This is a genomic window from Polyangium sp. 6x1 (genome assembly GCF_029946515.1).
Classification (GTDB): domain Bacteria; phylum Myxococcota_A; class Polyangia; order Polyangiales; family Polyangiaceae; genus Polyangium.
In genome coordinates this window covers 18,486-31,259 of sequence record NZ_JARZHH010000036.1, presented here as the reverse complement: position 1 = coordinate 31,259, position 12,774 = coordinate 18,486, and the positions used below count along the sequence as shown (strand labels likewise).

General features: G+C 69.6%; 10 protein-coding genes and 1 pseudogene. 8 read left to right on the top strand and 3 right to left on the bottom strand.

Annotation, left to right across the window (positions count from 1 at the left end; all coding sequences use genetic code 11):
* Positions 1-36 precede the first annotated feature (36 nt).
* The 8 genes and pseudogenes from QHF85_RS29270 to nusB form a co-directional block, all read left to right on the top strand.
* Entirely contained in the window at positions 37-543 is a 507-nt protein-coding gene (locus tag QHF85_RS29270; RefSeq protein WP_281330647.1) for a hypothetical protein, read from the top strand.
* A 96-nt stretch (positions 544-639) separates the two neighbouring features.
* A complete protein-coding gene (locus tag QHF85_RS29265; RefSeq protein WP_281330646.1) occupies positions 640-1,101 on the top strand; it encodes a hypothetical protein in 462 nt (153 codons plus the stop codon).
* Between the two features lie 223 nt (positions 1,102-1,324).
* Positions 1,325-3,577: an Rne/Rng family ribonuclease gene (locus QHF85_RS29260; RefSeq protein ID WP_281330645.1), complete on the top strand. Its 2,253-nt coding sequence runs from the start codon at positions 1,325-1,327 to the stop codon at positions 3,575-3,577.
* Positions 3,578-3,585: 8 nt separating this feature from the next.
* Positions 3,586-3,930, top strand: a complete 345-nt coding sequence (locus QHF85_RS29255) for a PilZ domain-containing protein (protein WP_281330644.1) — start codon at positions 3,586-3,588, stop codon at positions 3,928-3,930.
* Positions 3,931-3,952: 22 nt separating this feature from the next.
* Positions 3,953-4,693, top strand: a complete 741-nt coding sequence (locus QHF85_RS29250; RefSeq protein ID WP_281330643.1) for a riboflavin synthase — start codon at positions 3,953-3,955, stop codon at positions 4,691-4,693.
* Between the two features lie 52 nt (positions 4,694-4,745).
* Positions 4,746-5,897 (top strand): 3,4-dihydroxy-2-butanone-4-phosphate synthase, encoded by a 1,152-nt coding sequence (gene ribB / locus QHF85_RS29245; RefSeq protein ID WP_281330642.1) that lies wholly within the window; start codon positions 4,746-4,748, stop codon positions 5,895-5,897.
* Between the two features lie 10 nt (positions 5,898-5,907).
* A complete protein-coding gene (ribE, locus tag QHF85_RS29240) occupies positions 5,908-6,414 on the top strand; it encodes a 6,7-dimethyl-8-ribityllumazine synthase (RefSeq protein WP_136930323.1) in 507 nt (168 codons plus the stop codon).
* 18 nt (positions 6,415-6,432) lie between these two features.
* Positions 6,433-6,852, top strand: a pseudogene (nusB, locus tag QHF85_RS29235) (transcription antitermination factor NusB); the annotation flags it as partial.
* A 76-nt stretch (positions 6,853-6,928) separates the two neighbouring features.
* Here the strand turns inward: nusB and QHF85_RS29230 are convergent.
* From QHF85_RS29230 to QHF85_RS29220, 3 genes are all read right to left on the bottom strand, one after another.
* A complete protein-coding gene (locus tag QHF85_RS29230; protein ID WP_281330641.1) occupies positions 6,929-9,361 on the bottom strand; it encodes a Smr/MutS family protein in 2,433 nt (810 codons plus the stop codon).
* The gene (locus QHF85_RS29225) at positions 9,362-11,278 is read right to left on the bottom strand and encodes a sigma 54-interacting transcriptional regulator (protein WP_281330640.1); all 1,917 of its coding nucleotides are present in this window, start codon (positions 11,276-11,278) and stop codon (positions 9,362-9,364) included.
* A gap of 88 nt (positions 11,279-11,366) precedes the next feature.
* A complete protein-coding gene (locus QHF85_RS29220; RefSeq protein ID WP_281330639.1) occupies positions 11,367-12,761 on the bottom strand; it encodes a hypothetical protein in 1,395 nt (464 codons plus the stop codon).
* Positions 12,762-12,774 lie beyond the last annotated feature (13 nt).

Sequence of the window (12,774 nt, the reverse complement as noted above, 5' to 3'; positions counted from 1 at the left end):
TGCGAGGCCGGGGTCGCACATCCTTGGAGGTCTCCGATGAAGTGGACGTTCGCGGCGGTGTTCGTGTCGCTCGGGGCGCTCGTTGCGTGCAGCAGCGGCGGCACCGGCAACGGCGGTGAAGGCGGCGAGGGCGGTGAGGACCCGGGTGGTCAAGGCGGCATGGGCGGCAAGACCACGTCGGCGGCCTCGGCCGCGGGCGGCATGGGCGGCATGGGCGGCATGGGCGGTGCCGGCGGCAGCGGCGGCAGCGGCGGCAGCGGCGGAAACGCGGCCTGCGACACGGCGGGCGCGACCTGCCAGAACTGCCAGGTCTGCGCGCAGATGGGCGGCGCGTGTCAGACCGAGATCATGGCCTGCCAGAACAACATGGCCTGCAAGGCGCTCGCGCAGTGTCTCCAGGGATGCGCGGACGCCGCGTGTCAGCAGACCTGCGCGCAGATGAACCAGGCGGGCCTCGCGGGCTACAACGCCGTCGCCGTCTGCCTCATCTGCGGCAACTGCCCGAGCGCCTGCGCCCAGCAGGCCGCCATGTGCCCGAAGTGACCTGACCGCCGGTCTGGTCGGACATACCTTGTCCATGTAGGGCGATGTCGCCCTTTCGCAGGGAACCGCCCCGAAGTACGCTGATCCGTTGCACTTATGGCGCAACGAAACGGCATTCTCGGGGCGGCGCTGGTCTTCCTCCTGGCGTGTTCGGTGGGTGATGAAACGGGGGGGGGTTCCGGAGATTTCGGGGGTGCCGGGGGCACGGGGGCCACGGCGACCGCCGGCAGCGGCGGCGGCGGCGGCATGGGCGGCGACGCTTCGACCAAGCCGCCCGAGAACTGCGACGAGCTCGCCTCGTGCGGTGATTACAGCCGCGGCTGCACGAGCTGCGCGGTGAAGGGTCCGTGCGTCGTGGCCTACGAGGGCTGCTTCGGCGACAAATCCTGTGTCGAATTCAACATGTGCATGGCCGGCTGCGAGGACGACGTCTCCTGCCAGAGCGGATGCGCCATGGGCAACCCCCTCGGCGCCGAGCGGTACAACACGCTCATCACCTGCATCCTCTGCGAGTCCTGCCCGACCTCGTGCGCCGAGAGCGCGAGCATCTGCCCCTAGGATCGGCCCCGCAGCGAGGCTGAAACCTTCCTCCTTTCCTGCACTTCCGCGGTTCGGCCGGGCCGACCTGCTCGGCGCTCGGTCGTGCCGCTCGGGGCATCGGTGAACCGCGGGTCCGTCGCGAAAGACGAGCCCTGAACGAAAGGCGAGCCAATCGGCTTCATGGCTCGGGCTTGTCGTGGTAACCCTTCGCTCGCGGCGCGGTAAGGGCGCTCCAGTGGGCATGGGTAAGAATCTCCTCGTCATCAACGTCGACATCCGCGAGACGCGAGTCGCCCTCATCGAAAACGGGATCATCGCCGAGCTGCACATCGAGCGAGATGCGCAGAAGGGGACCCTCGGGAACATCTATCTCGGCAGGGTCAGCCGCGTTCTCCCGGGCATGCAGGCCGCGTTCATCGACATCGGGCTCGAACGTGCGGCCTTCCTGCACGTCGAAGATCTCATCCGTCCGGATGACTTCGACGCGTACCTCGCAGGTCGGCACACGCACGGCACGGCGCACGAAGAAGAAGAACGTCCGGCGCACGCTCCGCCCGAGATCACGGCGCACGTGCCCGAAGAGCCGGTGCGCACCGAGCGCGACGTGTCGATCTCGCTGCCGACGGCGCTCGACGTGATGGCCGAGCCGAGCGTCGAAGAGGTCTACGACGAGGGCGAGGGCGAAGAAGAAGAGCCCGCCGCTTCGGCGAGCAGCGTCGAGGAGCCCACGTCGGACGAGGAGCCGTCGGTCGAGTCTGCGGCGGAGGAAGCTCCCGCGGACGAGGCGCGCGCAGAGGACGAGGCGGACGACGCGGCGGAGTCGGAAGACGAAGTCGAAGTCGAGGCCGCCTTGGCCGTCGAAGCGAGCGCGGAGCCCGAGGAGCAAGACGAAGCGGCGCCGGCCGAGGAAGGCGCGGAGGCGCAGCCGGCCGAGGTGAAGGTCGAAGGCGCTGTCACCGAGAGCGAGACCTCGCCGACGGAGCCGCGCGGCGGACGTTCGCGGCGTGGGCGTGGGCAGCGTGGTCGCGTGCGTCGGTCCGGACGAACCCGCGATCGTCGACCCGAGGCCGCGGCGGCCGCCGCGGTCGCGGTGGCCGTGAAAGAGGCGCCGAAGGAGACCGCGCGCGAGACGTCGAGGGCGCCGAAGGAAGGGCGCAACCGGGACCGCGGCGAGAAGGGTCGCGGCCGGGATGGCGGTCGTGGCGGTCGTGATCGCGGGGGCGATCGTACGACGACGAAGCGAGCGCACGGCGGCCACCACGAGCCGATGCGCGTCTCGAAGACGACGCCGATCCGCGAGGTGATCCGCGAGGGCCAGGAGGTCCTCGTGCAGGTCTCGAAGGAGCCGATCGGGACGAAGGGCGCGCGCGTGACGAGCCACGTCTCGCTGCCGGGCCGGTACGTCGTGTACCTGCCGACGGTCGATCACGTGGGCATCTCGAAGCGCATCGGCTCGGAGAAAGAGCGCTCGCGTCTGCGCGAGGCGATCGAGTCGATGAAGCCGCCGCAGGGCGGGCTCATCGTGCGCACGGTGGCCGAGGGCCTGACGAAGAAGCAGCTCAAGTCCGACGTCGGCTACCTCGTGCGGCTCTGGGGCGAGGTCGTGAAGAAGCGCGAGAGCGTCGTGCGGGGGCCGGCGTGCCTCTACACGGAGCTCGACCTCGTGCTGAAGACGGCGCGGGATCTGTTCACGGACGACATCGAGAAGATTGTGATCGACAGCCGCGAGGAGTACGTGCGGCTGAAGCGCTTCATGGAGATGTTCATGCCGGAGCGCGTGGACGCCGTGGAGCTCTACGAGGGCGGCGAGCCGATCTTCGACGCGTACGGCATCGAGGACGAGATCCAGCGCGCGCTGTCGCGCAAGGTCCCGCTGCCCTCGGGCGGCCACCTGATCATCGATCAGGCCGAGGCGCTCACGGCGATCGACGTGAACACCGGAAAGTTTGTAGGCAAAGGATCGCGCGATCTCGAAGAGACGATCCTCACGACGAACCTGGAGGCGGTCGAGGAGATCGCCTACCAGCTCCGGTTCCGGAACATCGGCGGCCTCATCATCCTCGACCTCATCGACATGGAGCGCGCGGGCAACCGCGAGAAGGTGCGCAAGCGCCTGGAGGAGCTCCTGTCGAAGGACAAGGCCAAGACCACGTTCAACCGCATCTCGGAGCTCGGCCTCATCGAGATGACCCGCAAGCGCACGCGGGAGAGCCTCGGGCGCATCATGCTCGAGCCGTGCTTCTACTGCGACGGCACGGGGCAGCTCCAGTCGAAGCAGAGCATCGCGTACGAGATCTTGCGGCAGATCCGTCGCGAGCGCCTGAACCTCCCGGGGTACGTGGTGATCGTCAACGCGCACCCGGCGATCGTCGACCTCCTGAAGAACGACGAGCGCGTCGCCGTGCAAGAGGCCGAGCGCCTGTTCACGCGCCGGATCGAGCTCGTCCCCCGCAAGGAATACCACCTCGAACAGTTCGACCTGCTCGGCAGATGAGGTGACGCATGAGCGAGAGCGACCGTCCTCCTGTTGACCACGGCCCGCGCAAGGACGAGCGCGTCACGATCAACAAGGAGTTCGAGAGCTACGACTCGTTCATCAACGAGTACGTGTCGAACATCTCCCGCACGGGCGTGTTCGTCCGCTCGAAGACACCACTCGAGGTCGGCACTAAGGTCAACCTGCGCTTCACCGTGATCATGGACGACATCGAGACGATCGAGGGCGTCGGTGAAGTGGTGCGCGTGCACGACGATCCGCCCGGCATGGGCGTCGTGTTCACCGAGCTCGGCGAAGAGTCGAAGCGGATCGTCGATCGGCTGCTCGCCGCGCAGGCCAACAAAGAGTAAGCCCCGGATCGAGCCGAACAGAATGTTCACGGGCCTCGTCGAGACCATCGGGATCCTCCGGCAGAGGGCCGGCAGCCCCGTCGCGCGCGCGTTCATCGAATGCTCGCTCGGGCCGCTCGAGCTCGGCGAGTCGATCAGCGTCAACGGCGCGTGCCTGACCGTCGATCGCATCCGGCCGACCGGGTTCGAGTGCGACATGTCGTCGGAGACGCTCGATCGGACGACGCTCGGCGCGCTCGCGGTCGGCGCGCGGGTGCACCTCGAACGAGCGATGAAGCTCGGCGGGCGAATGGGCGGGCACATGGTGCTCGGGCACGTCGACGGCATCGGGCGCGTGAGCGAGCGGGCGCCGAGCGGAGACGCGACGCGGCTCGTGGTCGAGACCGACGGCGCTCTGGCGCCGTACCTGGCCGACAAGGGTTCGATCGCGATCGACGGCGTCAGCCTGACGATCAACCGGGTGACGGATCTGGGGCAGGGGCGCTCGTCACGCGTCGTGTTCGAGGTCATGCTCGTGCCGCACACGCTCGGGCGGACGAACCTCGGCGATCTTCGGCCGGGGCAGGCCGTGAATCTTGAAGTCGATGTGCTCGCGCGCTACGTCGCGCGGCAGCTTTCGATCGCGAGCGGGGCGCGCGCTACGTCTTCGTCGGAAGATGCGCCGGGGTGGGGAGGAGAGGTCGCAGAGAACGATGAGCACCACCACCACGAATCCAGGGACGAACGCCTCCTCGCGAAGCTCCGATCGGGGGGATTCCTTTGACGAGCTCGCCGCTTCTTCCAACCCGCGCGCGAGCGAGAAGGGCGGGGGCACCATGCCGCATCGACTGACGATCGACTCTGCCGTCCTCGGCCGCGTGAACCGCGCGCTCGACGAGATCCGGAGAGGCCGGATGGTCATCCTCGTCGACGACGAGGACCGCGAGAACGAGGGCGATCTCTGCATGGCCGCCGAGCGCGTGTCGCCGGAGGCGATCAACTTCATGGCCAAGCACGGCCGCGGCCTCATCTGCCTGACGCTCGAAGAGGAGCAGGTCGATCGGCTGGAGCTGCCGATGATGAGCGCGCCGGGGCGCGGCGGTCCGCCCCTCGGGACGGCGTTCACCGTGAGCATCGAGGCGCGCACGGGCGTGACCACGGGCATCAGCGCGGCCGATCGCGCGAGGACGATCCAGGTCGCGATCCAGCCGGACGCGCGGCCCACGGACCTCGTCACGCCGGGCCACGTCTTCCCGCTGCGCGCGCGGCGCGGCGGCGTGCTGGTTCGGACGGGACAAACCGAGGGTTCCGTAGATCTCGCCCGGCTCGGCGGGCTCCGGGCCGCGGGCGTGATCTGCGAGATCATGAACGACGACGGCACGATGGCGCGGATGCCGGACCTCGAGCGGTTCGCCGCGCAGCACGAGCTCGTGATCCTGTCGGTCGCGGATCTCATCCAGTACCGCCTGCAGACCGAGCGGCTCGTGCGTCGCGTGTCGGAGCGGGAGATCCGGCTCGATCTGACGGGCACGATGTGGACGGCGGCGGTCTACGAGATCATCGGCGAGGCGCGGCAGTTCCTCGCGCTCGTGAAGGGCACGGTCGACGGCACGAAGCCCACGCTCTGCCGCGTGCATTCGGGCGCGCTCGTGGCCGACCTCTTCAGCTCGACGCCGTTCGAGGGTGGGTCGAACCTGCGCGAGGCGATCTCGCTGATCGAGAAGGCGGGCGAGGGCGTGGTGCTCTACATCCCGCCGCGGCTCGATCTCGGGGCCGAGCTCGAAGCGAAGGGCCGTACGACGCAGGAGACGCGCGCGCCGCAGCAGGCGCTGCGGGAGTTCGGGCTCGGCGCGCAGGTGCTCGCGGACCTCGGCTGCCAGAAGCTCCGGCTCCTGTCGAACAGCCAGACGAAGATCGCGGGGCTCGACGGGTTCGGGCTCGAGGTGGTCGAGCGCGTGCCGCTCGTGTCGATGCAGGGCGAGGCTTGAGGAAATTCGGATGAGCACCAACGGAGAGCGCGGCGCTCCGCGCACGGTCGAAGGCCACCTGGTCGTCCCGTCGGGGGCGAAGTTCGCCCTCGTCGTGAGCCGGTTCAACCACTTCATCGTCGACAGGCTGGTCGAGGGCGCGCTCGACGCGATCGCGCGGCACGGCGGCTCGACGTCGGACGTGACGATCGTGCGCGTCCCGGGCGCGTGGGAGATCCCCGTCGTCGTGCGCAGGCTCGCGGAGAAGCGCAGCGTGAGCGCGATCGTTGCGCTCGGCGCAGTGATCCGCGGGTCGACGCCGCACTTCGACTACGTGGCGTCCGAGGTGACGAAGGGGATCGCGCAGGTCTCGTTGCAGACGGGCGTGCCCGTGACGTTCGGCGTCCTGACGACCGACACGATCGAGCAGGCGGTCGAGCGTGCCGGGACGAAGGCAGGAAACAAGGGCTGGGAGGCCGCCGTGAGCGCGATCGAGATGGTCTCGCTCGCCTCGGCCCTCGACGGCGCCGGGCTCTGATCGAAAGCTCTCGGGACCATGGGCGCTCGGTCGACCGGCCGCGAGGCCGCGCTGCAAATGTTGTTCGCGCTCGAGCAGGGCACTGGCTCGGGCGAACGCGTGATCATGCACTACTGGCGTTTGACGCCGGGTGATCCGGAAGGTCGGGAGTACGCCGACCAGATCGTGCGAGGCGTCGAGAAGAACCTCGCGAAGGTCGACGAGACCATCCGCAAGGCGAGCGTGAACTGGCGGCTCGAGCGGATGGCGCGGGTCGATCGGAACGTGCTGCGCCTCGGGGCGTGGGAGCTGATCAACGGCGGGGACGTGCCGCGCGCGGTCATCCTCGACGAGGCCGTCGAGCTCGCCAAGCGCTTCGGCAGCGAGGACTCGTCGGCGTTCGTGAACGGCGTGCTCGACCGGATCGCCGAGGATCTCGGTCGCGTGGATCGCGATCGCGCCGCGGCGAGCAAGCCCGAGCCCGGCAAGGGCGCGGGCAAGCGCGACGGCGGGGGCGGCGGAGGACACCGCCCCGCTAAGCGCGGAGCCAGACGACCGTGACGCCGTCTCCGCCCTCGCGAGGTTCGCCGGGGCGGAGGCGGGCGACGTAGGGGCTCGTTCGCATCGCGTCGCGCACGGCGTCGCGCAGGGCGCCCTTGCCGTGGCCGTGGATCAGGAAGGCCACGCGGCGGCCCGCGCCGACGCAGCGATCGAGGAACTGCTCGGCCATGCCGACGGCCTCGTGCGCGCGGAGGCCGCGCAGATCGACGGTGTTCTCGCTCGTCTGGATGGGGACGTCCGGATCGGCGGCGGCGTCGAGATCGACGCGCTTCTTGCCGCCGCCCGCGCGGGTTTTTTCGGACGAACCCCCGTCCGCCGCGCGCACCTCCGCGATGTTCGTGGTGAGCTTGAGGGGCCCCGCGGCGACCCGGAGCTGGCCGCCCGCGAGGACCTCGACGACGTCGGCCTCGGCGCGCAGGCGCGGGACGTAGACGCGGCTGCCCACGCGGATCTCGGCGGGCGCGACGGTTCCGCGGGACAAACCTTCGTCCCGCCCGGTGGGCTCGAGCTCGCCGAAGGTGCTCGTCTTCTGGGCGACCGCGTCGATCGCGCGGGCCGCGGCGCGCAGGTCGTCGGCCGTGGGCTTGGCGCGGAGGCGCGCTTGCGCGTCGCGGATGTCCTGTCGCGCCTTGCGGATCGACTCCTGAAGCTCGCGGCCGGCCTCGGTGACGTAGCGGCGCTCCTCGGCGCGCAGGCGCGTGAGCTCCTCGTCGAGCGCGCGCTGTTTGTCGCGGGCGATCTCGGCCTCGCGCTCGGCCGACGTGCGCGCGACTTCGAGCGCGTTTCGCTCGGCCTGGAGCTTCGCGACCATGTCTTCGAAGCGCACGGCCTCGCGCGAGAGGAACCGCTCGGCGCGCTCGAGCACGGTGCCGGGGATGCCGAAGCGGCGCGCCACGGCGAGCGCGCTCGACGCGCCGGGGATGCCCATCGAGAGACGGAACGTCGGGCTCATCGTGGCGATGTCGAAGCCGACGGATGCGTTTTCGAAGCGCGGATCGGCGAGCGCGAGCGCCTTCAAGCCCTCGTAGTGGGTCGTCGTCGCCACGGTGCCGCCGCGCGCGCAGAGCGAGTCGAGCACGGCGGACGCGAGCGCCTCGCCCTCGCGAGGATCGGTTCCGCCCGCGAGCTCGTCGAGCAAAACCAGCGCGCCGGGCCGCGCGTCCGCGAGGATGTGCGCGAGGTTCTGCACGTGCGCGCTGAACGTGGAGAGGTTCTTGTGCAGGCTCTGATCGTCGCCGACGTCCGTGAGCACGACCTCGAAGACGTCGACGCGCGAGCCCTCCTCGGCCGGCACGGGCAAGCCCGCGCGAACGCAGAGCGCGGCGAGGCCGAGCGTCTTCAGCGCCACGGTCTTGCCGCCCGCGTTCGGGCCCGAGACGATCATCGCGTGTCCTGCCGTGATCCCGAGGTCGCTCGGGACGACGGAGACGCCGTCGAGCGCGAGCAGCGGATGACGCGCTCCGACGAGGCGGATCGTGCCGACGGACTCGGACGCGGGCACCTCGGGGAACGTGAAGCGTAGATCCTTCGCGAGGCGCGCGGACGCGGCGCGCACGTCCGCGTGCGCGAGGGCGAAGACGGCGGCGGCGACCGAGTCGATCTCGTTTCCGATCTTCGCGCTGAGCGCCGCGTAGACGAGCTCTTCCTCGTGCTGCACGAGGGCCTCGACCATCTTCAGGCGGTTGCCCATGTCGACGACGACGCGCGGCTCCACGAACAGCGTCGCGCCGCTCCCGCTCGTTGCGTGCACGATGCCGGGGAAACGCTCGTGCGCGTCGGCGCGCACGGGCAGCACGTACCGGCCGTCGCGCTCCGTGTAGTACGTGTCCTGCAGGATGTCCGCGTGCTTGTGCATGATCTCGTCGAGCTTGCGGACGAGACGTTCCCGCAGGTTCCGCCGCTCGCCGCGGAGCTCGGCGAGGCGCGGCGAGGCGCGATCGGAGAGCGTGCCGTCGGGATCGAAGGCAGAGCTCACGTCGCGTTCGAGCGCGTCGAGGCCCGGGTCGGTCGAGCACGCGCGGAAGAGCAGCGGCAGCCGCGCCTTGCGCGCCGCGAGGAAACGCCGCAGCCGGCCGGCCTCCGCGAGGCATCGACCCACGGCGCGCAGCTCTTCATTCGCCAGGGTCGCGCCGATGCGCGCGCGATCGAGCGCGGCCTCGACCCAGGGCACGTCGGCCGTGGGTAAAGGCTCGGCCGTGCGATCGAGGTCGACGGCTTCCTTCACCTCGCCGAGCGCTACGAGCACGCCTTCGTGCGTCGAGGCGAACGGGAGATCACGGGCGATGCGCTTGCCCGCCTCGCTCGCCGCGCGATCGGCGAGCGCCGCGAGCAGCCGATCCCATTCGAGATCGGCGCGCGTTTTGTCGGGACAGGGGTGGGAGAGGGTCCGGGCTTCGGTGCTTTCCATTCAGCCTTCGGAAGGATCCCGCGGCGTGCCGCCCGCGCCGCTCGGCATCGGGTTCTGCTCTTTCTCCAGGTACCGGAAGATGGTGCGTGGATCGACGCCGAGGTCGCGGGCGGTCTGCGTGCGGTTCCCGTTGTTGCGTTCCAGCACTTCGAGGACGTACCTGCGCTGGAATTCTTCTTTCGCTTTCTCGAGCGGCAAGATGGCGGTCTCCGCGCCGGGCCCGAGATCGAGATCTTCGGGGCCGAGCAGCGTCTTGTCGCAGAGCACGAGCGCCTTCTTGATGCGGTTTTCGAGCTGCCGGATGTTCCCGGGCCAGGCGTATTTCTTGACCGCCGCGAGCGCCGCGGGGCTGTAGCCACGCACCGAGCTGCCGAGCTCGTCCGCGTACTTCGAGAGCAGCATCTTCGCGATGATGAGCACGTCGTCGCCGCGCTCGCGCAGGGGCGGGAGCCACAGGTTCACGACGTTGAGCCGGTAGTAGAGGTCCTCGCGGAAGTGGCCCACGCGGATCTCCTCTTCGAGGTTCCGGTTCGTCGCGGCGACGATGCGGATGTCGACCTTCTCCGGCTTCGAATCGCCGACGCGGAAGACGACACGTTCCTGCAGCGCGCGGAGCAGTTTGACCTGCAAGTTCAGCGGCAGCTCGCCGATCTCGTCGAGGAAGAGCGTGCCCTTGTCCGCGACCTGGAACTTGCCGGGCCGGCTCGCGATGGCGCCGGTGAACGCGCCCTTCACGTGGCCGAAGAGCTCGCTCTCGATGAGGTTCTCCGGGATCGCGCCGCAGTTGATCGTGACGAACGGGCCGCCCTCGCGGTTCGATCGCCTGTGGATCTCCCGCGCGATGAGCTCCTTGCCCGTGCCCGTCTCGCCCGTGATGAGCACGCTGATGTCCGTCGCGGCCACCTTCGTGAGCTTGCGGAAGACCTCGAGCATGCTCGGACACGCGCCGATGATCTCGCCGAACTTCTTGTCCTTGAGCTCCGCTTCGAGCTTCGCCTTGTCGGCGCGGAGCGCGGAGAGGAGCATCGCGTTCTGCAGGATGAGCGAGGCCTGCGAGGCGAAGATGCCGAGCAACTCGAGCTGCGTGCGGTCGAAGAGGTGCTTGACCTTGTCGTTGCCGACGTAGAGCGCGCCGATGACCTCGCCTTGTGAGAGCAGAGGCGCGCACATGACGCTCGAGAGCTTCATCGCGATGACGCTCTCGCTGCGGCCGAACTGCGTGTCGGCGAGCGCGTCCGAGACGATGAGCGGGCGGCCCGAGGCGAGGACCTGACGCGCGATGCTGTCCGAGATCGAGCCCTGCGCGTCCGTGATTGCCTCACGCCGCACATTGCGCGAGGCACGCACGCCGAGCTTGCGCTCCTCGCCCTGGCCGTCGCGGCGCGCGCCCCTGCCCGGATCTGCGGCCTCCTCGGCGCCCTCGACGAGGAGCAAGAACCCCTTGTCCGCGTGGGTGAGCTCGATGATGTCGTCGAGCATCGCTTCGAGTAGCTCGTCGAGGCTGCGCCGGTTGATGAGCTTCTCGCTGAACGCGTAGAGCTTGCGCACGCCCGCGAGCTCCGCCGAGACGCCGGGCGTCGCGGGTTTCTCGTTCTCGCCGTCGTCGTCGGACCGCGTCTTCGGGGCCTCGGAGAACATCGAGAAGCCGAGCTCGACAGCGCCGAGCATGACGCGGTCGCCGTGGACGAGGCGCGCGCGGCGCTTCTTCTTGCCGTTGATCTGGATGTCGCCGTCGCGGTCGAGCTCTTCGAGCACGAAGTCCCGGCCGTCGAAGGAGATCTGCGCGTGGTGGTCCGCGAGACCCGTCCCCGCGAGCGCGACGTCGTTTCCGAGCGCCTTGCCGATCGTCGTGACCGGCTTGTGCACGGCATACACCCGAGGCGCCCCGCGGGCGGCGAAGTACTTCAGTGTCGGCATGGGGTTTCGGAGGATAGCGCTTTTGCCGCGGGCGTCGGCCCCGGCGCGCCGTTCGATGTCAGGAGGCCCGGCTACACGTCGCCGGGCTTCAATAAAGCTCGCCGATCAGCGAGACACCCGCGCCGGGGCCCTGAACCGGCATGATGGTCGGGCCGAGGATGCGCGCGAACTTGGGGTGATTTCCGATGCCCATGGTCGTCACGGGCGGCTGGGTCGTTTGGCTCTTGGACTCGGGGGCGCCGATGAGCGCGCCGCCGGCCACGCCGAGCAGGGAGAGGACTCCCTGGAAGATCAGGCCGCTGCGCGGATCGGCGTCGTCGGAGAGCGCGTAAAACGGGTAGACGAGCGCGGAGACGGCCGCGCCCGCGCCGAAGCCGCCCCACATCCATCCGAGCTGGTTCCACGACGGCGTCCACACCGCGGAGACGCCCGCGGCCGCGACCATGCCGAGGTTGTAGCCGATGACGCCGCCGAGGAAGACGCCGTCGTTGGCCCACGCGCTCCACGATCCGCTGCTCCCGCCGCCGCCGAACGCGCCGCCCGCGATCGAGCCCCAGAGCGCCGCCGAGCCGACGAACATGCTCGTCTGCGGGCGGAACTTGAGGCCGTAATGCGCGAGGTAGCCGCCGACGCCGCCGATGGTCGAGCTGATGACGTGGGCGCGGAAATATTGCTTCGGGCCCCACTCCTCGCCCGCCTTGGCGGTGGTGTACTGACGCGCCCAGATGAGCGCGGCTTCGCCCGATCCGAGCAGGATGCCGGTCGCGGTCGCGGCGGGGCGACCGAGCGGCATCTTCGGCCGGTCGAGGAAGAACATTGCCGTCGGCGCAGCGGCGCCGAAGAGCGCGGGCGCGATGAGCGCGAGGCCGGGGTTTTCGGTCTCGGCTTCGAGATCGATCCAGATGCCGGTGGTCACGCCCCAGGCGATCGAGGCGCCGTAGAGGTAGCCCATTTCGAGCTTCGTCCGATCCTGCACGATCGGGACGACAGGCTGCATCGACGGGCACGGCGGGCCATAGGGCTGCTGCACGCAGGGCTGCTGGCCATAGGGTTGCCCATAAGGTTGCTGCCCATAAGGTTGTTGCCCATAAGGTTGCTGCCCATAAGGCTGCTGCCCATACGGCTGCTGTCCGTACGGCTGACCGTACGGGTTCGGCTGTTGCGGCTGCGTGGGCTGCGTGGGCTGCGTCGGCTGCTGCGGGATGAGCGGCGGCAGGCCCGGGATCGTGGGCAGGCCGGGGAGCGTGGGCTGCTGCGGCTGCTGCGGCTGCTGCGGCTGGTTGGGATCCGGCTGCGGCGCCGGCTGCTGGGGGACGAGCGGCGGCAGGCCCGGGATCGTGGGCAGCGTCGTCGGCAGCGGGAAGGGCTGCGGAGGAGGCGGCTGACCGGAGGGATCCGGGACCGGGTTCTGCGCCGCCGCGGTCGCGGCGACGCCAAGGGAAAGAGCTGCAGCAAGGAGAGCGAACCAACGCGCACGTAGCATCGCGCCAGAGAGT

Coding starts and splice junctions, on each gene's coding strand:
- QHF85_RS29260 (WP_281330645.1), top strand. CDS start 1,325: ATGGGTAAGAATCTCCTCGTCATCAACGTCGACATCCGCGAGACGCGA.
- QHF85_RS29225 (WP_281330640.1), bottom strand. CDS start 11,278: ATGCCGACACTGAAGTACTTCGCCGCCCGCGGGGCGCCTCGGGTGTAT.
- ribB (WP_281330642.1), top strand. CDS start 4,746: ATGCCGCATCGACTGACGATCGACTCTGCCGTCCTCGGCCGCGTGAAC.
- QHF85_RS29255 (WP_281330644.1), top strand. CDS start 3,586: ATGAGCGAGAGCGACCGTCCTCCTGTTGACCACGGCCCGCGCAAGGAC.
- QHF85_RS29220 (WP_281330639.1), bottom strand. CDS start 12,761: ATGCTACGTGCGCGTTGGTTCGCTCTCCTTGCTGCAGCTCTTTCCCTT.
- ribE (WP_136930323.1), top strand. CDS start 5,908: ATGAGCACCAACGGAGAGCGCGGCGCTCCGCGCACGGTCGAAGGCCAC.
- QHF85_RS29265 (WP_281330646.1), top strand. CDS start 640: ATGGCGCAACGAAACGGCATTCTCGGGGCGGCGCTGGTCTTCCTCCTG.
- QHF85_RS29270 (WP_281330647.1), top strand. CDS start 37: ATGAAGTGGACGTTCGCGGCGGTGTTCGTGTCGCTCGGGGCGCTCGTT.
- QHF85_RS29250 (WP_281330643.1), top strand. CDS start 3,953: ATGTTCACGGGCCTCGTCGAGACCATCGGGATCCTCCGGCAGAGGGCC.
- QHF85_RS29230 (WP_281330641.1), bottom strand. CDS start 9,361: ATGGAAAGCACCGAAGCCCGGACCCTCTCCCACCCCTGTCCCGACAAA.